Genomic DNA, 18,657 nt, shown 5'->3' with positions numbered 1-18,657 from the left:
CCCTGCAAATCAAGCACCTGACGGTGCTTTTTTTGTGCCTGAAATATGAGAATACCGCGAGCCATCAATTCAGCAGGTAGTGAACTGCGTTTTACAAGCCCCTGGCCGCACCGCTGGGCACGGCCAAGGGCATTAAAGCAAACAGCAACCTACAGCAGTACCAGCGACAGCCCATATACCAGCAGCATTGCGGTCACGCCCTGAACCAGCGTTGCCATCGTCTGAGCACGGTAAGCGAGCCCTACGCTCATGCGGCTGAAGCGCGAGACGACCCAGAAGAAGCTGTCGTTGGCATGCGACACTGTCATGGCACCGGCGCCGATGGCCATTACCGTGAGCGTACGCCCGATATCACTTCCCAGTCCCAACGAATCCAGCATGGGCGCGACCAGCGCGGAGGTCGTCACCAGCGCTACCGTGGACGACCCTTGGGCAGACTTTAGCCCCGCCGAGACGATAAACGGCATCAGGATACCGATACCCAGCGCAGAGAGCGTGTTGCCCAGATAATCCCCCAGCGGTGACGCGCTGAGCACTGCGCCGAAGGCCCCCCCGGCTCCGGTGATCAGCAAGATGGGCGCTGCCGACAGGATACCGTCGCTGATACGTTCACTGAACTCGGCGACCTTGTCGTCGCTTTTCAGCAGCGTGCAGGAAAGCAGCAGGCCGATCAGCAAGGCCGTCAACGGCTGCCCGAGCAGGCTGAGGATATCCATGATCATCCCGTCGCCGAAAGGGGCGGCCGGCAGGCGGGCAATGGTGCCGATACAGATCAACAGGATGGGTACGATGATCGGCGCAAACGCCGCCAACGGCCCCGGCAGGCGCCCGTAGCTTGCCTTGAGTGCCTCCCAATCCTGCCACTGGTCATCCGCGTGCAGGGGCGTGTCGTGCACGTCTGGCGCCGTGCGGGCAAAGCGCTTTGCCCAGAGCATGCCGGCGATGGCCGCAACCGCGGCAATCGGAATACCCGCCGCAATCACCAGCCCAAGGTTCGACTCGAGCCCCAGGTTGCCTGCTGCCGCAATCGGCCCCGGCGTGGGCGGCACGAAGGTGTGCGTGGCATAAAGCCCGGTGGCGAGCGCCACGCTCATGGTGATCGACGAAGTATTCAGCTTCTTGGCCAGCGACTCCTTGAGCGAATTGAGAATGATGAAGCCGGAATCGCAGAACACCGGAATCGAAACGATATAGCCAATCATCGATACCGTCAGCGTCGGGAAACGATCCCCCAGCCGGGCGATGATGAAATCGGCCATGGTAATGGCTGCCCCGCTTTTCTCCAGAATCACCCCGATGATGGTGCCCAGCACGATCACCAGGCCGATATAGCCGAGAATTCCCCCAAACCCGGAGGTGATCGTGCCTACCACCGAGTCGATGGGTAGCCGGTAGGCAAAGGCGGCCATGAAGGCCGCGCCCAGCAGCGCCAGGAAGGGATGCACCTTCCACTTGCTGGTGGCAAGGACGATAAATGCCACCACTATCAACAATATTAAGACCAGCCCCATGCCTTTCCCCTACTAAATGGTTGCTCATTCAACGTGATGCGTATCACCTTCGCTCAGCGCGTCGATCGCCCAAGCGACGGCATAACCTACCCGAAGCGGCTAGGGGGCGTACACAACAAGATGAAAAAACCGTGCCGGGCATGGCCAGTTACTTACCGCGGGCAGCTCATATCCCCCTCTTCGCAGCGGGCATACTCTCTCAGCTGCTCGGTACGCGCTCGGGTCAGCGTTTCCAGGCAGCCGTTGCGAACCATGGGCTGGGCACTGCCGCCTTCCACGGCGCTACTCTCGAAGGCGCACTCTGCATCACGAAAGCCGATCCACTTGCGCTGGGCTGCCCTGAGTTTTTCAAGCGACAAATCATTGTTCTCGAGCCTTTTGACCAGCGACTGATAAGCCTCGTTAAGCGTGTCATCCGCGGCTTGATACGCCTGCCCCGCACACGCCGTGAGCGCCTGCTGCGTACTGGCGTTTTCGCACTCGTCGCCGGCTATCACCAGGCTGCTTGCCACCAAAAGGACCACACCTGCACACAGTAAAGATAAGCGCATAAGAATTCTGCCCGCTTTTGTCGAGAGTACGAACCGAGTGTACGAACCGAAAGTACGAATCAAGAATACGAATCGAGAGTACGAAAGCGGCTATATAGCCACCCTTACCTTATAGTCCATTCTGCACAGCGCGAAAATGCCAGGGCGCCAGCATGTCTGCCAGCGCCCCGTTGCTGCCTGAACACGTGACCGGGTGAACGCACGCCGGTACCTGTCGGTTAGTGAGCGAGCATCTCGTCAACGATTCCATCGCCATCGAGTTCGGATGGGTAGTAAGTCGACCAGTGGGTAACTTCTTCGAGAAGAGCAGCACGATCATCGCCCCAGTAGAGGTGGAAGTGGTGCGCGTCCGTCGGGTAGATATCGTGGTCGCTGAACTGGATATATTGGGGCATATTGTCGGCGTCGTCTTCGAGCTCGAAGATGAACCGTACGCCGCGGTTGCCTGCTGCGTAGGTCAGGATTTCGTAGCCATCGTAGCGGTACTCGCCGGTATTCTCTTCACCGTTCTCGTAGAAGGTAACGCTATCCCCTTCGATCACGATGCGATCCACGTCGGTTTCATAACCGGTGGTGTAGTACTGCTTGTACTCTTCGGCAGTCTTGTCGCCATGCTCTGCCTTATGGGCGAACACCTTATCCAGCGTGCCGTCTTCGAGATACGGGAACACGGACTGCCAGTCGCCTTCCCAGTCGGAAAGTGGACGGTCGGCGACCTGGTCATCGTCAAAATGGCCCGCATAGATATCGCTGTCGTGAGAGTGTCCGTGGTCGTGGGCATGATCGTGCGAGTGGTCGTGAGCATGATCGTGCGAGTGGTCGTGAGCATGACCGTGGTCGTGGTGCTCGTGATCAGCGGCGAGGGCGGTGCTGGTGCTGGCCATTACCAGCGAGCTGATGGCAAATGCGCCGAGATGCTTGCTTGAAAAAAGCGTCATAGGGTCGGGTTCCTTTTTTGATGAGTGAAATGAGCAGTGCTTTCCGATCACTAAAATTACGATATAACATTTCATTAAACAAACACAATTTCAATCGATATATCATCTGCACCTGCCTGCCCCAGGTTCTCTCTTGCCAGTGCACGCGCTCGCATCTTGAAATGCTGTCTGCCATACGCCGGTGTGCGCGTTAGGCATATTCGTCTCGCTATCTTTCAGGCTCACATCTATAGTCGCTAATACAGGTTTTTCCTGAACGTTCGGACACTGCTGAGGGGGTAAGCATGCTGCTTTATGGGCTGAGTTTACTGGCTGGAATCGTATTGCTGACGCTGGGCGGCGAAGGTTTGATACGCGGGGCGGTGGCGGGGGCAAAACGTCTGGGCGTCTCGCCGCTGTTTACCGGCCTGGTGATCGTCGGGTTTGGCACGTCCTCGCCGGAGCTGGTGGTATCCATTCAGGCGGCCATCAATCACCAGCCGGATATTGCCATCGGCAATGTAGTGGGCAGCAATATCGGCAACATTCTATTGATTCTGGGGCTTTGCGCACTGATCTGCCCAATGACGGTACAGCCTCAGGCCCTCAAGCGCGATGGCATGGTCATGCTGCTGGCGGCGGTACTGTTTATCGTGCTGGCCCTGAATGGCAGCCTGGCACGCCTGGATGCCCTGCTGTTGCTGCTTGGGCTTGCGATCTACCTTGGCTGGGCCTACTGGAGCGAAAGCCGCCACGACGCCCCCGCAGCTACCGTACATGCCGCCGAAGCAGAAGAAGTGACGCAACTGCCCATGGGCGTGCCGATGATCGTGGTCGCGCTGGTGGGCGGCCTTGCGCTGCTGATCGGTGGCTCCCAACTGCTGCTTTATGGTGCCGTGGGCGTGGCCCAGGCAATGGGCGTTTCCGAAGCAGTGATCGGCCTGACGATCGTCGCGGTCGGCACTTCCCTGCCCGAACTTGCCGTATCGATCATTGCCGCGCTGCGCCGTCATGCCGATGTGGCAGTAGGCAACATACTGGGCAGTAATATCTTCAACATCATGGGCATCCTGGGGGTATCAGCCTTTCTCCAGCCGCTGACCCTGGTAGAGCGCATGGCAACGTTCGACCAATGGGTCATGCTGGGGGCGTCGGCGATCTTGATGGTGTTCCTGTACACCGGCCTGCGCCTGTCGCGTGGTGAAGGGGCGCTGCTGTTGCTAGGCTATGCAGCCTATTTGACGGCAAGCTTTACCGTTATCAGCTAAGCGCTGGTACACATTCTCTCCATGCTCTAGCAATGACGCCGCCGCGATAAAACCGCAGCGGCGTTTTTTATCGTATCCAGCGTTCCCAGCCAGGCCCTAGCGCAGCGCCTCGGGTATATCAATGCCCACTTCTTCGTAGTAACGCAATGCCCCGGCGTGCAGCTTGCCTGCCATATTGCCCAGCAGCTCGGGCGTGATGCCACTCCACCAGGAAGACTCGGCCGCCATGGCGGGCAGCACCTCCCAGAAGGTTCTGGTCAGGGTATAGGCCAGGTCGTCATCCATCTGCGTCGTGGTATAGGCCATGACCGGCAGCGATGTGGTCTGCACGTTCCGATTGACCCCGGGATAGGTACCGCCGGGAATGATTCGACGCGGCGTGCCGATCATGTCGATCTGCTCATCGCTCAGGCTGACCATGGAAATCGGCATGCTGGCGGCCACGTCGAAGATATTGGGCGTAGGAAACGAGCTGGCCGTCACGAAACCGTCGATCTGGCCATTCTTGAGCGCTTCCGGCCCGCTGCCCAGCGTCGCATCGGCAATCCTTATCTGCTTGTCCAACCCAAACAGAGTGAAGTAGCGTGCGGCTTCGCGAGCGCTGAAGGTGCCCCGACCAATCAGGATATGCTTGCCCTTGAGCGCATCGGTACTGACCACGCCGTCATCGCCTCCCAGAATGAAATGCATGGTCATGGCAGGAAGAGGAAACAGCCCGCGGATATTCTGAAAGCGCGGATGCGGGCGCTCGGTAAACGGCCCCGTTGCCGTCAGGGCTTGCTCCACCAGATCTGAAGGGGTGGTAAACACGTAGTTACCCTGGCGGGCCATCACCTCCATCACGTTCTGAACCGATCCCTGACTCTCCTCCTGGGCGAGGATGATCTGCCCGCTGGTGGCGCTGTCAATCGCCTCGGAAAGCTCGGCGCCCATTTCATGATACGCCGTGCCGGCCGTTGCCGACTTGTAGGTAATACGGGTTTCAGCATGCACCGCCTGGCTTGTGGAGCAAAAAGCGGCTAGAAGCAGCGAAAAAGTGACAGCGGAGCGAAAGGGAGAAGGCATGAATCAACTCCTGGGTTAACTTAATACTTGCCGGTATCGTTCGCCCAGGCCGGGACAGTGGCGCAGCGAGCGCCTAACATAGCATGACCTTTGCCGGACACAAACATGCTTTTCAGGCTATCGATTAAGCGCCGTGCGGCTGCTTCAGGGGCTCTTCCCTTGAGCAAGATTTCTGCTTCTTGAAGGGACCAAGGCAGCTTTTTGTACGCCAACCCCGCAACCTCTGCTGAGGCCATAGAGCCCTCTTATCGTTTCTCGCCCCTGGAGAACATTAATCTTTATTATTGACGACGTGTCTTTATCCAGCCATGCAGGCGTTAACTGCCGTTTCTTTTACGACATTAGTTTAATGATAAACACGTTAGCAGATATGACACTTTATCGAGCAAGTTACTATTAGCGAAACGGTTAATTTACTAAAAAAAGACGTTTATCCAGATCAATCAACTCTCTCTATTCGTTTTTATTCTGTATTTCACGATAAAGGTGCTTGATAGACTAATCAGGCTTACTCACCCTTTCATACACTTCATTCAGGATAAATACGCCATGCCGACGCACCATGATGTTCCGGGCCAGCGACGAGTCTCTCGTCGCTGGCTTTTTTTATTGGTGGCGCTGCTATCGTTTTATAGCGCGTCCACCTTCGCCGTGACCGGCGAGATTGACTTGACCGCCTCGATCATCGGCTTTTTTGCCGTGGCCATCTTCGTGCTTGCCTATGCGCTGGTCATGGCGGAAGAAAAGATCCATATGCGCAAGTCCAAGCCGGTACTGGTAGCCGCCGGGATCATCTGGAGCCTCATCGGCTGGGTGTATGTTCAAAATGGCATGTCGGAAACCTCGGAATACGCGTTTCGCATGACCCTTCTGGAGTTCACCGAGCTGATGCTGTTCTTGCTGGTCGCCATGACCTATATCAACGCCATGGAGGAGCGCCGGGTTTTTGACGCCCTGCGCTCCTGGATGCTGCGCAAGGGGTTCAACTACCGCACGCTCTTCTGGCTGACCGGGGGCCTGGCATTCATTCTCTCCCCCATCGCCGACAACCTGACCACGGCGCTTTTGATGTGCGCAGTCATTACCAAGGTAGCCGAAGGCGATAAGCGCTTTATCAACCTGGCGTGCATCAACATCGTGGTGGCGGCCAACGCGGGCGGAGCGTTCAGCCCCTTTGGCGACATCACGACGCTGATGGTCTGGCAGGCAGGCATCATTCAATTCCAGGAGTTCTTCTCGCTGTTCTTGCCATCGCTGATCAATTTTCTGATTCCGGCGTTGATCATGAGCCTGTTCATCAAGAATCAGAAGCCGGCCAGTGTGCATGAAGACGTGCAGCTAAAGCGCGGCGCCCGGCGCATCATCCTGCTGTTTCTGCTGACGATCCTGACTGCCGTGATCTGTCACACCTTCCTGCATCTTCCGCCGGTACTCGGCATGATGACCGGCCTTGGCTATCTACAGTTCTTCGGGTTCTATCTGCGCAAGAGCCTGCCGCGGTCGCTTGAACGCAAGCGGGAGCGCTACAGCCGGCGTGGCGACAACAAGAAGCTGGAGCAGTTGGGCAGCGTGGTACCGTTCGATGTCTTCAATCGGGTGGCACGGGCAGAGTGGGACACCCTGCTGTTCTTCTACGGGGTCGTGATGTGCGTAGGCGGGCTTGGTTTCATGGGCTACCTGGGCCTGCTCTCCGAAGCGCTCTATACCAACTGGAACGCCACCTGGGCCAATATCGTGCTGGGCGTGGTCTCGGCGGTGGTGGACAACATTCCCGTGATGTTTGCCGTGTTGACCATGCAGCCCGAGATGTCCCACGGCCATTGGCTGCTGATCACCCTGACCGCGGGTGTGGGCGGCAGCCTGCTTTCAATTGGCTCGGCAGCGGGCGTGGCGGTCATGGGCCAGGCGCGGGGTTCGTACACCTTCATGGGTCATCTGCGCTGGGCGCCGGTCATCATGCTGGGCTACATCGCCAGCATCCTGATGCACCTGTGGCTCAATGCCGAAGGCTTTGCAGTTTACTGACCCCATCCTCCTGAACGGCCCTCACGGCACTCCGTGAAGGGGCCGTTCAGTAGCTTTCAAACAGGTTGTCGATCGGCATGGGGCGTCCGAACAGATATCCCTGGTAGCGGTAGCAGCCGTGCCCTTTCAGCCAGTCCAGCTGCTCTGTTTTCTCGACACCTTCGGCCACCACGGTCAACCCCAGGCTGACGGCCAGCAGGATGGTGGTGTCCACGATGGCCGCATCGGCCTTGTCGGTCAGCAGCTCGCGGATGAACGACCGGTCGATCTTGAGCTCATCCAGCGGCAGCCGCTTGAGATAGCTCAACGAGGAGTAGCCGGTTCCAAAATCATCGATGGCAAAGCGGATGCCCTGGGCGCGAAGCTTCAGCATGGTGTTGCGCACTCGCTTGGGCTCGCGCATCAACAGGCTTTCGGTCACCTCCAGCACCAGCCGCCCGGGCGGAGCCTGGGTCTGGGCAAGCAAGCCTTCCAGGTTGCGTACGAACTCCGGCTGCTGAAACTGTACCGAGCTTACGTTGACGGAGATGGTGAGCGTGGCGTAAGGCGCCTGGTGGGACCACTTGGCCAACTGCTCACAGGCGGATTTCAGCACCCAGTAGCCAATCGGCACGATGAGCCCGGTCTCCTCTGCCAGGGGAATGAACGTGGCGGGCGATACCCAGCCACGCTGCGGGTGGTACCAGCGCAAGAGCGCCTCGACGCCGATGGTCACCCCCTGGTGGTCCACCTGGCGTTGATAGTGCAGTGCCAGCTCGTTACGGGCCAGGGCATGGTGCAGGTCGGCTTCCAGGTTGGCGCGTTCGATCAGGCTGGTCTGCATGGCCTGGTTGAAGAAACGCAGCGTATTGCCACCGGCCGTCTTGGCTTGCTGCAGCGCCAGGTCCGCCTGCTGGAGCACGCTGTTCATGCTGTGCTCGACGCCATCGAACAGCGTGATGCCGATGCTGGCACTTACCGGCAGCGCATTGCCGGTGCGCAGCGTGGAGACCGCCTCCAGCAGCTGCCGAGCGGCGTGCTCGGCGCCAATGGCCGTGTCGGCCTGATGCTCGCCGAGCCTGGCCAGCAGCGCGACAAACTCATCGCCGCTAAAGCGAGCCAGCACTGCCCCTTCCGGCAGATGCTGGCGCAGGTGCTTGGCTACATCGATCAGCAGTTGATCGCCGCTCTCATGGCCCTGAATATCATTGATCAGGTGGAAATTATCCAGATCGATCACCAGCAGCGCACTGTAGGGCCGTGCGCTATTCTCCTGCGCGATTTCCCGGGTCAGCGACTCCATCAGCAAGCGCCGGTTGGGCAGCCCCGTCAACGCGTCGTAAAACGTCAGGTGATTGGAGCGCGACTGCATTTCCAGAAAATCGGTCACCTCCGTCGAGATTCCGCACAAACTGGCAGGCTCACCCGGCGCAAGTACCAGCGGCATCTTGATACTCAGAAACGTGCGGACATGGCTGTCGCTCTGCAGCACATTGCTCTCTTCGATCGTGATCTTCTTGCCGGACTCCATGACGTTACGATCGACCTGGGCGACTTCCTGCGCCGTTTCGCTATCAAAGAATGCCTCGTCGCTCTTGCCCAGAATCTGCTCGGCAGGCAACCCAAAAAGCTCGCTGACGCGTCGATTGACGTACTGATAGCGCAGCGCAGGCGTCTTGATATAAATATAGGCATCAACGCTGTCCAGAATCGTTGCCAGCATGGCTTCATTGGCCTTGAGCTGGGCACGATTGAGTGTCATGCGCCGACGTAGCCACAGGGCAACGCCGAGGGTCAGCGCGCAAATGGTGGCCAGCAGCCCAAAACACCACCACAGCCAGGCAGGGATGATGCCCGCGGGCGGCGCTTCTGCCCGCCAGGCGCGCAGCGTCACGAAGTACTCGGAGCGCGGGTCCTGTTTCCAGCGGCGCAGCACGCTGTCGATACGCTCCAGTACCGTGGCGGAAAGCGTGGGCGAGCCCGCGTAGAAAAGCCGAATCGGCTGAAAGATGATCGGTGTTTCAAAAAGCCCGTAGTTATGCGCCCGCCAGTCGCCAAACAGATGGTCCGACACCGCCAGGTCCGCCTCGCCCGTGGCAACGGCTTGAAACCCTTCGGCATAGCTATCCACCAGGTGCCAGGCCACCATGACGTCAAAGCGCTCGGTCACGGCGCGCAGATACTCCTGCTGGATGGAACCCTTCACCACCGCGACACGCTTTTGCTCGAGGTCGAGAATCGCCTCGACCCCTTCCCCCTCGTGCTGATAAAGCTGTGACCAGGTATGCATGATGGGCTCGTGGTGAAACGCCACGCGCTGCGCGCGCTCCTCGCTCCAGGCCACATCGGGCATCAGGTCGATATCGCCACGCTCGAGCAGTTCCAGGCAGTGCTGGAATTCACAGGCAATGCTTTCAAGCGACCACTCTTCCTGGCGCGCGATGGCTTCGAGCAGCTCGCCCAGAACGCCCCGCAGCCTGCCCTGGTCGTCCACGAACAGCTTGGGCGGGTTGTGGTAAACCCCTACCAGAAGCGTTTCATTGGCACTGCCTGAAGAGGCCGCGCCAAGGCCGCTCAGTAAAAGGCTCACCTGGAAGGCGAGGCTCAATGCTCGGCCAAGGGACGCTATTCGCCCGGACCAACGGCGACAGCCCGTCACGTTGAACACTGCAAGCATGGTTCCGTTTAACCACCCGGCATGGTGAGCGGGCCTGCACGCTCTACAACGCGCTGCCAGGCAGGGTCGTCATCGATACGCTTCACGAATTCGGCCATGGCGGGGTACGCCGCCAGAGACTGGGTGCCGCCGATGGCCTGGAGCGGAAAGCTCATCTGAATATCCGCGCCACTGGGCCACTCGCCGGCAAAGTTTCCGCGTTTCGCCAGGTGAGCCTCGATCACGCTTAGATGTCGCTTTATCTGAGGGCTCAGAAACCGTTGGATAACCGTATCCCCGATGCCTTTCGCTACGGGTTTAATCAACCAGGGGGACTGGGCAGGCATCTTCGTAAATACCAGCTGCATTACCAATAACGGCATTAAAGAGCCTTCGGCGTAATGTAGCCAGTAACGATAATCGACCCACTCACGCGTATTGTCCGCCGAGGGCTGCAAGCGACCATTACCGTAGTGCTGTATTAAATAATCGATAATCGCACCGGACTCGGCAATAACCAGTTCGCCATCGGTAATGACCGGCGACTTGCCTAAAGGATGAATCTGTTTTAATGCATCAGGCGCCAACTGAGTCTTGGGATCACGCTGGTAGACATGAATTTCATAATCCAACTCAAGCACTTCGAGAAGCCACAGAATTCGATGCGAACGGGACTTTTCCAGATGATGAACGTGGATCATAAAAACACTCCATGGTGACGATAGCATGCACAGGCCTTGCACCTGCGACGGCTATCCTGTTGCAGCAAGCCTGTTTAGCTTAGCAGCGTTGCCCACCACGGAGTAATTATCTAAATAAAAAAGCGTAGAATTAATTAAGTTCGAGAAACGTGGCGCAAGCGTGTCCAGATATCCGCCAGCGACCACTTTCCTTGCAGCCACGGTGCCAGTAAACGTGTGGAAAGCGGAATAAATACAAAGACCATGACGGGTGTCAGCATCAGGGTACTGACCAGTACGCGAGGCACCAGTGCCCACTCGGCCAGTACGCCACCGAATATCCATTGAAACACCAGCGAGATCGGGAAAAAGGCCAGCCACACGGCCACCGCCTGCTTCCAGCGGGGTGGCGGGCTGCCTGCTCCCGTTTGAAACCAAGCATCCAGACCCAGGGCGCGATGCTCCTGGGGAGCGTCATACAGGTCTTTGCCGCGTACCAGCCACGCGTGGCGGGACGCCGAGTGTTCCCAGGCGTGCAGCGTATCGCTGCTGCTGAAACGGAAGATGATTTGGTACTCGTCGTCGTGGTCGGGCGGTGCCAGCACGCCGGATCCCAGATAGCCGGGGAAATCCGCCGCCAGTTCGCGGCCTTCGTTCAACCAGCGGTTGAAATCGTGATAGCGGCCGCTGGCAACGCGCCGAGCCACCATCAGTGTGACGGGTGAGGCAGACATGGTATATCTCCTGTAGACAGCCGGTGCCGGGTAGGCGAGGCTGCAAGCGCCTAGGCGGGTTAGCCTGAACGCGTTGACGACAACAATCGGTGGCACACTATATAGACGATATCAGTCTCCTGTACCAGCCCATTGTCGCCACGCCCCTCGGCGTATCGATATCAGGGCTTGCCCCTATCGCCGGGCAAGAGGCTCGATACGGGTAAATCGCCCCTGGTCGGAAAATGTCAGCCGGTACACCCCGTGAATCCCGTTCGGGCCGATCACACGGCGAATGGCCTCGGCGGGAAATACTACCCAGCGCCCGTCCACGCTGCGTGCACGTACATTGGCGGCCCGGCCCTCGTAATGGGCCAGGCACTCAGCAGGGCTTAAATGAAGAATGACGTCGATGGAAGGCATGATGTGCAAGAGGAGTCGATGATGTCAGCGGCTAGCCAGTATACGTTCTTGCACGCGTTTACGCTCTCGCGGATACTTATTCCCACCTGACGGCTCGAGCATCGGTGACTGCTTATGGATCTTACCTCTATCAGTGCGTACTCCACGGTGACCGCGGCCTATGCCCGCCCGGCCAGCCCTCCACTGTCTGGCGCCGAAGAGGCGAAGACACCCGGCAGTGATGACCTGCGCCAGGACGACACCCGCCGCGCCGACAGCAAGACAGCGCCTGGCCCGACGCGGGCCGACGGCACGCCGTTAGCGCCGGAAGAGGTTCAGCTGCTCGAGCAGCTAAAGCAGACCGACCGCGCAGTGCGCCAGCACGAGATGGCGCACCAGATCGCCGGCGGCGCCTATACCGGCGGCGCTTCCTACGAATACGAAACCGGCCCGGATGGCAAGCGTTACGCCGTCGCCGGTGAGGTACCGATCGACTATGGTCCGGTGCGCGGCGACCCGCAGGCGACCATCGAAAAGATGCAGACCGTGATTGCTGCCGCCCTGGCCCCCGCCGACCCGTCACCCAAGGATTTGCAGATAGCCGCCCAGGCCCGTCAGTACCTGCTGGAGGCCAAGCTCGAAGCCGCCCAGCAGCAGGGCATCATGGCCAGGGCGCGGGGCGATGGTGAATCAGACGAGCCGAGCTCACCGGAGGATGCCGCGGCCACTGCCCCGCCCCAACAGGCGGCCTGACGGCTGGCCTGCTCACTGACCGGCAAGCGCCTGCCAGTCGGCCCGTCCTGGCCAGTCGGCAAGCCACTCGGGTAGCGCTTCAGGCGGCATGGGCCTGGCAATGCCAAACCCCTGTGCCAGATGACACCCCAGCTTCATCAAGGCCTTGGCGTGGTCGAGTGTTTCCACCCCCTCTGCCAGCATGGGCCGATCAAAGCGGTTGGCCATGTAGATCACGCTTTCCACAATGGCCATATCGTTGGCATCGATCAGCATGTCGCGCACAAAGCTCTGGTCGATCTTGATCAGGTTCACCGGCAGTTGGCGCAAATGGGTCAGCGACGAAAAGCCGGTGCCAAAATCGTCGATCGCGACTCCCACCCCCAGCGCCTGACAGCTCGCGATACTCTTGAGTGCGGCCTCGACATCGTGCATCGCCGCACTTTCCAGCACCTCCAGCTTGAGCATCTCGGGCGATACCTGCGGGTAGCGCGCCATAAGCTCCGCCAGACGGTGACTAAAACCGCTGGCCAGCAGATGGGTCGGGCTGATGTTGACGCTGATCGGTATCGCAACGCCCTGCGCCTGCCAGCGAGTGAGCTGCGAGAGCGCCTGGGCCAGCACCCACTCTCCCAGGTCAATCTCAAGCGAGGAAGTATCGATTGTGGGCAGGAACTCCCCCGGTGGCAGCAGCCCCTGCTCGGGGTGCTGCCAGCGAATCAGCGCTTCAACCCCGACCACCCGGCCGCTGCGCATATCGACCTGGGGCTGGTAATAAAGCCGCAGCTCCCCATGGTTGATGGCGTCGATGAAGCGCTGGCGCTGCTCGTGGCGCACCTGCAGCAAGCGGTCGAGCTCAGGGTCGAAGAAGTGAAAGGTATCGCGCCCGCGCTGCTTGGCGCGGTACATGGCCTGGTTGGCGTGGCGCAGCAGCACATCACCCTGCACGTGATCGCGTGGATAAAGGGTCACGCCGAGACTGACGGTCAGATAGATACTCTGCCCTTCGATCACCATGGGCTGGCGAATGGCCGTCAGCAGCTGCTCGAAAAAGGCATCGTCCACCCCGTGATGCAGCAGCAACACGAACTCATCGCCGCCGACCCGAGCCAGCACGTCATCCCCGAACAGCAGGTGGCTGACGCGCTGGGCAAACGAGGCCAAGAGAAGGTCGCCCACCTGCCCGCCCAGGCGCTCATTGATCGTCTGGAAAAAGTCGATATCCAGTGAACAGATGGCCAGCGGCTGCGCCTTTTGATCGGCGTGCTGTATCGACTCCTGAATCAGCTGGGTCAGCAGCTGTAGATTGGGCAGGCCGGTCAGGGCATCAAAATAGACGTCGCGGCTCAAGTGGCGGGCATGGGCAGGAATCGCCGACAGATCCGTCAGCACGAGCACGTGATGATCGACACGGGCGTGGGCATCGCGCACCCGTTTCACCGACATCATGCCCGGATAGTACTTGCCGTCATGGCCACGATAGCTTACCTGATGCTTGCTGCGGTCACGCAGCCGATACGTCTCTCCCGTGCGCGTCTGGACATGCCCACTGTTCAGCGGCAGGATGCTGAAAGACTCCGGCGTTTTATGCAGCACCTCTTCGAGCGCAAAGCCGGTCAGCTCACAAAACGCCGGATTTACCTCGATGACCCGGTTGTGCCTGTCGGTAATGATGATCGCTTCATTGGCATGCCTGAATGCACTTGCAGCGGTTGCGCTGGTCTCATCGACGTTCTTGTTGGGCATGGCATCCACCTGGCGCTGGAAAGGCGTCTTCTGCGGCCCATGAGTAGGCGGACACATGGTAGGCTCCTTGTTCTTGCGCAGCACGAGCACGCTTGGCGGCAGCCTCTCTACTGCCTGCTACGCGCTTTTTTTGTAAAGGTACGTCCACATACTATCACCGTGAATCGTTCCCGTGTGCCGAGTCAGCGCTCAAGGGGCAAGCGAGGCGGCACCCAGAAAGCGCTGCTGCCAGTAGTCGATATCCAGCGGAACGCTGACCACGGCGCGGCCACTGCCCGGGGCATGAATCATCTGCTGGTTGCCGCGATAGATTCCCACATGAGTGGCCCGGCTGCGCTCGCCAAAGAACAGCAGGTCGCCGGGCTTGGGTGTATCCACCGCCGGCAGCGCACGAAACTGATCGTCGGCGGTACGCGGTACGCGCATGCCGGCAGCGCGGTAGGCAAGCTCCACCAGCCCGGAACAGTCCAGGCCATCCGGCGTATTGCCGCCAAAGCGGTACGGCGTACCGATGGCCTGCTGGGCGTGGGCCAGAATCAGCACGCGCTCCATGGAGAGGCCGTCGCGGGGCATCGGGGGTTCAGGTGTTGAAAGGGCAACATCGCGGCTTGCGCAGCCCGAAAGCCACGCAAGCAGCATCAATGCGAAGGTGAATTTTCCCAGCGTGACGGGCATTGTCGACTCTCCTTGTGGCAACGCCTCATCATGGCGCAAACCGGGTGAAGCGCCAAGCTCAACTAACGGCCAATCCACTCGATCTGGCTGGGGTCGCCCTGCTCATGCTGCTAGATGATCGCATGGCGTACCCGCGCCGAGATCCACTCGGAAACCAGCACCGTGGCGAAAATCATGATGAAGATGACGCTGACCTGATTCCAGGCCAGGTTGTTGATCGAGGCGTTCAACTGCAGGCCGATGCCGCCCGCGCCGACAAGCCCCAGCACGGTGGATTCACGGATGTTGATATCCCAGCGGTACACGCTGATGCCTGCAAAGGCCGGCATGATCTGCGGCAGCACGCCGTAGTTCATCACCTGCAGGCGAGTTGCGCCCGTGGCGCTGATGGCTTCTACCGGGGTTGGGTGAATCTCCTCGATCGCCTCGTATAAAAGCTTGCCCACAAAGCCGATGGAGCGCAGCGCAATGGCGATGATCCCGGCCAGCACCCCCGGCCCCAGAATGGTGACCAGCAGCATTGCCCAGATCAGCGAGTTGATCGAGCGCGAGGAGACGATCACCATCAGCGCCACACTGCGCACCAGCGGATGCGGCGTGGTATTGCGCGCCGCCAGAAAGGCCACCGGGAACGCCATCATGATGCCGATCGCGGTGCCTAGCGTGGCGATATTCAAGGTGTCCCACATGGGCTTCCACAGCACGCTGGCATAGTCCCACCTGGGCGGCAGCATGCGGCTGAGCAGGTCACTCCCCTGACGGCCGGCATCTTCCACGAACACCCACATGGTGTTGTCGGAAATCACCTTCCAGCACAGCAGAAACAGGCTGATACCCAAAAGCCAGGCCGCATACTGCAGCCACTGGGCGCGGGTAGTGCGCTGCTGCCAGGCAGGCAGGCCCTGCGGGGTAAGCGAAACAGGCATTGACTCTCTCCAGAATGGCGGGGCCAGGCATGGCTGGCCCGGTATCTCTAACCCGGCATCTCACTCGCTCAGCATCACTGGGTCCAGCGGCGCACGTGGCTCGAGCTGTATTCACACAGCAGCACGATGGCGATGATGATCAGCAAAATGGCGGCGGCGGTGTCATATTCATAGCGGCTCAGCGAGGTGTTGAGCGTAGCGCCGATGCCCCCCGCCCCTACGATCCCGATCACCGCTGATTCGCGGAAGTTGATATCCAGCCGGTACACCGACAGCCCGATCAGCCTTGGCATGACCTGAGGCTGAACGGCGTGGTTCATGGTCTGCCACCAGCTCGCGCCGGTGGCGCGCACCGCCTCTACCTGGCGCCAGTCCAGGTCTTCGATATCCTCGGCCAGCAGCTTGGCCATGAAACCGATGGTGGCAAAGGCCAGGGTGATCATCCCGGCCAGCGGCCCGAAGCCGAACATCACCACGAACAGGATGGCGATGATGATCTCCTGAAAGGTGCGCGATACGGCAATGATCCCCCGGCAGACCAGGTAGACAGGCAGCGGCGAGATATTGCGCGCCGCGCCAAGCCCCACGGGAATCGCCAGCAGCACGCCCAGCACCGTCGAGGTCAGCGTCATGGTCAAGCTTTCCAGCAGCCCCGCCACGATATCCTTCTGGCGGCTGACAAAATCCGGCTGCATGAACGCGCTCAGAAAATTCACCGCTCGCCCGGCGCCTTCGGCGACCCGCGCCCAGTTCACCTCGACAGAGGCAAGCGCCAGCACCAGATAGACCACCACGCCAATGGCGATGCCCCAGCGCCAGCGCGGATTCTCGATCAGCGGCAGCCGCTGCCACCGACCCTGGCGGGCCGCCTGAGCGCGCGACTCCAGCAGCGTTTCTCGGGTACTCACTGGGCGCCTCCAGCGGCCAGCCCTTCGAAGACGCGTGCGCGGGGCGGCTCGGCGGCGGGCTCGTCGTCCATGGGCTCCGGCGTGGTGTCCCACTCTTCTTCGCCATAAATGGTGGTCAGCATGTCGCTGGTCAGCTCGTTCGGCAGGCCGTCGAAGACGATTTCACCGGCGCGCAGTCCGACGATCCGGTCGGCAAACTGCTGCGCCAGCGCCACATCGTGGATATTGATGATCGCAGCCAGTTCGCGCTCAGCGCACAGCTCGCGAATCAGGCGCATGATCTGGCGCGAGGTCTTGGGGTCGAGGCTTGCAGTAGGTTCATCGACCAGCAGCAGCTTGGGGCTTTGCAGCAGAGCCCGGGCAATGCCCACCCGCTGGCGCTGGCCACCGGAAAGCGCATCGGCGCGCTTGTCGATGGCGTGGGGCAGGCCGACCCGCTCCAGCAGACGGAAGGCCTCGGCCACGGCGTCTTGCGGGTAGCGGCGCAGAAAGCTGCGCCAGAAGCCCACATAGCCAAGCCGGCCCGAGAGCACGTTCTCCATGACGCTCAGCCGGTCGACCAGCGCATACTCCTGAAAGATCATGCCCATCGAGCGGCGCGCCTGGCGCAGCGCGTTGCCGGAAAGCCGGGTGATCTCGGTCTCTTCCAGGCGGATGCTGCCCTGGGTCGGTTCCACCAGCCGGTTCACACAGCGAATCAAGGTACTCTTGCCCGCCCCGGAAGGGCCGATCAGCGCCATCACCTGGCCCTTGGGCAGCGTCAGCTGAATATCCGTCAGCGCCCGGTCGCCGGTCGGGTAGCGCTTGGTCACGCCGCTTAGTGTCAACATGTTCTTGCCTCTCATGTATAGCGAAACGGCCAGAAAGGAGAGCCTTTCTGGCCGTGCAGCCATTTAGTCAGCGCATCAGTCGCAGTCGTAGGTCACACCGTTGGCATCGGCAATGGTGCGTATCACCGACCAGTTCTCCTGGTAGGTGATCGGGATGAACTGCGCTTCGCCGGAGTTGGCGAACTCGGCTTCAAGTGGCGTGCCTTCCCAGTCGTAGCTGAAGAACGCGTCCTGAATCTTCTCGGCAAGTTCCGGGTTCAGGTTATGGGCCAAGCCATAGGCGGTGGTGGGGAAGGTTTCCGAGGTGTAGATGACCTCAAAATCGCCTTCGTTCACCACGCCCCTGGCTATCATGCGCTTGGCTACCGAGTTGGCAATGGCCGCCGCGTCGTAGTCCTTGTTGACCACGCCCAGAATGGAGTTGTCGTGAGAGCCCGAGAAGGCTGTCTGGAAGTCTTCACCGGCTTCAAGGCCGTACTCGGAGCGCAGCAGCGCCGAGGGCGCCCGGAAGCCTGAGTTGGAGGTCTCGGAGGTGAAGGCCATCTGGCGGCCTTCCAGGTCTTCAACGTTTTCGATGCCGCTGCCCGGGTAGGTGATGATCTCCATCTCGTAGCCGAAGCTGCCGTCGTCGGCGGCCATCATGGCAAACGGGCGGAAGCCGCCGCAGTTGACGGCCACCGGCGTACTGCCGGTATTGAACCCCGCCACGTGCAGGCGCCCGGCGCGCAGCGCTTCAAGCTGGGCGGCGTTGGACTGCACGGGGAAGAACTGCACCCGCTTGCCGGTGGCCTCCTCAAGGTGACTCAGAAAATCCGACCACACGTCGGCGTACACCGCCGGGTCTTCCACCGGCGTGTAGGCAAATACCAGCGTATCCGGGTCTACCCACTGGGACTCATCGCTCGGCGCATCCGCCACCATGTCGCCGTCGCTATCGGTATAGCGGGCGGACAGGTCGGCCGACGCGTTGACAGCGGCCAGAGCAAAGGCGCTGGCAACGGCCGCGCTGAGAAGAGTACGGGGCAGAGACAGAGTAGACATGGGTCACCTGAGGTGTTGTTCGAAGATAGCGC

At 60.2% G+C, this 18,657-nt stretch carries 17 protein-coding genes; 3 read left to right on the top strand and 14 right to left on the bottom strand.

The genetic code is table 11. The features are described 5' to 3' along the window. Positions 1-149: 149 nt before the first annotated feature. The 3 genes from HW452_RS14700 to HW452_RS14690 form a co-directional block, all read right to left on the bottom strand. Complete coding sequence (locus HW452_RS14700) at positions 150-1,511, bottom strand: GntP family permease (protein ID WP_224106848.1); 1,362 nt, start codon at positions 1,509-1,511, stop codon at positions 150-152. Positions 1,512-1,663: 152 nt separating this feature from the next. Then, a complete protein-coding gene (locus HW452_RS14695) occupies positions 1,664-2,062 on the bottom strand; it encodes a lysozyme inhibitor LprI family protein (RefSeq protein WP_224106847.1) in 399 nt (132 codons plus the stop codon). A 218-nt stretch (positions 2,063-2,280) separates the two neighbouring features. Next, on the bottom strand, positions 2,281-3,000 hold the full coding sequence (locus HW452_RS14690) for a metal-binding protein ZinT (RefSeq protein WP_224106846.1): 720 nt from the start codon (positions 2,998-3,000) through the stop codon (positions 2,281-2,283). 287 nt (positions 3,001-3,287) lie between these two features. Between HW452_RS14690 and HW452_RS14685 the strand changes: the two genes are divergently transcribed. After that, on the top strand, positions 3,288-4,247 hold the full coding sequence (locus HW452_RS14685) for a calcium/sodium antiporter (RefSeq protein ID WP_224106901.1): 960 nt from the start codon (positions 3,288-3,290) through the stop codon (positions 4,245-4,247). 96 nt (positions 4,248-4,343) lie between these two features. Here the strand turns inward: HW452_RS14685 and HW452_RS14680 are convergent, their stop codons facing one another. Further along, positions 4,344-5,312, bottom strand: a complete 969-nt coding sequence (locus tag HW452_RS14680) for a TAXI family TRAP transporter solute-binding subunit (RefSeq protein WP_224106845.1) — start codon at positions 5,310-5,312, stop codon at positions 4,344-4,346. A gap of 549 nt (positions 5,313-5,861) precedes the next feature. Between HW452_RS14680 and nhaD the strand changes: the two genes are divergently transcribed. Further along, entirely contained in the window at positions 5,862-7,337 is a 1,476-nt protein-coding gene (gene nhaD / locus HW452_RS14675; RefSeq protein ID WP_224106844.1) for a sodium:proton antiporter NhaD, read from the top strand. A 46-nt stretch (positions 7,338-7,383) separates the two neighbouring features. Here the strand turns inward: nhaD and HW452_RS14670 are convergent, their stop codons facing one another. The 4 genes from HW452_RS14670 to HW452_RS14655 form a co-directional block, all read right to left on the bottom strand. Further along, a complete protein-coding gene (locus HW452_RS14670; RefSeq protein ID WP_224106843.1) occupies positions 7,384-9,906 on the bottom strand; it encodes an EAL domain-containing protein in 2,523 nt (840 codons plus the stop codon). A 95-nt stretch (positions 9,907-10,001) separates the two neighbouring features. Beyond that, entirely contained in the window at positions 10,002-10,673 is a 672-nt protein-coding gene (locus HW452_RS14665; protein WP_224106842.1) for a glutathione S-transferase, read from the bottom strand. A gap of 134 nt (positions 10,674-10,807) precedes the next feature. Then, positions 10,808-11,386 (bottom strand): antibiotic biosynthesis monooxygenase, encoded by a 579-nt coding sequence (locus HW452_RS14660; RefSeq protein ID WP_224106841.1) that lies wholly within the window; start codon positions 11,384-11,386, stop codon positions 10,808-10,810. A gap of 174 nt (positions 11,387-11,560) precedes the next feature. Continuing rightward, a complete protein-coding gene (locus tag HW452_RS14655; protein ID WP_224106900.1) occupies positions 11,561-11,788 on the bottom strand; it encodes a DUF2835 family protein in 228 nt (75 codons plus the stop codon). Between the two features lie 114 nt (positions 11,789-11,902). On the opposite strand from HW452_RS14655, the gene HW452_RS14650 reads away from it, so the two are divergent. Continuing rightward, positions 11,903-12,520: a putative metalloprotease CJM1_0395 family protein gene (locus tag HW452_RS14650; protein ID WP_224106840.1), complete on the top strand. Its 618-nt coding sequence runs from the start codon at positions 11,903-11,905 to the stop codon at positions 12,518-12,520. 12 nt (positions 12,521-12,532) lie between these two features. On the opposite strand, the gene HW452_RS14645 is transcribed toward HW452_RS14650, so the two are convergent. From HW452_RS14645 to phnD, 6 genes are all read right to left on the bottom strand, one after another. After that, positions 12,533-14,302, bottom strand: a complete 1,770-nt coding sequence (locus HW452_RS14645) for a putative bifunctional diguanylate cyclase/phosphodiesterase (RefSeq protein ID WP_224106839.1) — start codon at positions 14,300-14,302, stop codon at positions 12,533-12,535. Between the two features lie 132 nt (positions 14,303-14,434). Beyond that, the gene (locus HW452_RS14640; RefSeq protein WP_224106838.1) at positions 14,435-14,920 is read right to left on the bottom strand and encodes a C40 family peptidase; all 486 of its coding nucleotides are present in this window, start codon (positions 14,918-14,920) and stop codon (positions 14,435-14,437) included. Between the two features lie 110 nt (positions 14,921-15,030). Further along, positions 15,031-15,846: a phosphonate ABC transporter, permease protein PhnE gene (gene phnE, locus HW452_RS14635; protein WP_224106837.1), complete on the bottom strand. Its 816-nt coding sequence runs from the start codon at positions 15,844-15,846 to the stop codon at positions 15,031-15,033. A 74-nt stretch (positions 15,847-15,920) separates the two neighbouring features. Further along, positions 15,921-16,754 (bottom strand): phosphonate ABC transporter, permease protein PhnE, encoded by an 834-nt coding sequence (gene phnE, locus HW452_RS14630; RefSeq protein ID WP_224106836.1) that lies wholly within the window; start codon positions 16,752-16,754, stop codon positions 15,921-15,923. Continuing rightward, on the bottom strand, positions 16,751-17,584 hold the full coding sequence (gene phnC / locus HW452_RS14625; protein ID WP_224106835.1) for a phosphonate ABC transporter ATP-binding protein: 834 nt from the start codon (positions 17,582-17,584) through the stop codon (positions 16,751-16,753). Before phnC ends, phnE (HW452_RS14630) begins: the two co-directional genes overlap by 4 nt. Positions 17,585-17,659: 75 nt before the next feature. Beyond that, on the bottom strand, positions 17,660-18,625 hold the full coding sequence (gene phnD / locus HW452_RS14620) for a phosphate/phosphite/phosphonate ABC transporter substrate-binding protein (protein ID WP_224106834.1): 966 nt from the start codon (positions 18,623-18,625) through the stop codon (positions 17,660-17,662). Positions 18,626-18,657 lie beyond the last annotated feature (32 nt).

This window comes from Vreelandella aquamarina (genome assembly GCF_020075495.1).
GTDB lineage: Bacteria > Pseudomonadota > Gammaproteobacteria > Pseudomonadales > Halomonadaceae > Vreelandella > Vreelandella aquamarina_A.
This window is presented reverse-complemented; position numbering and strand designations above follow the sequence as displayed.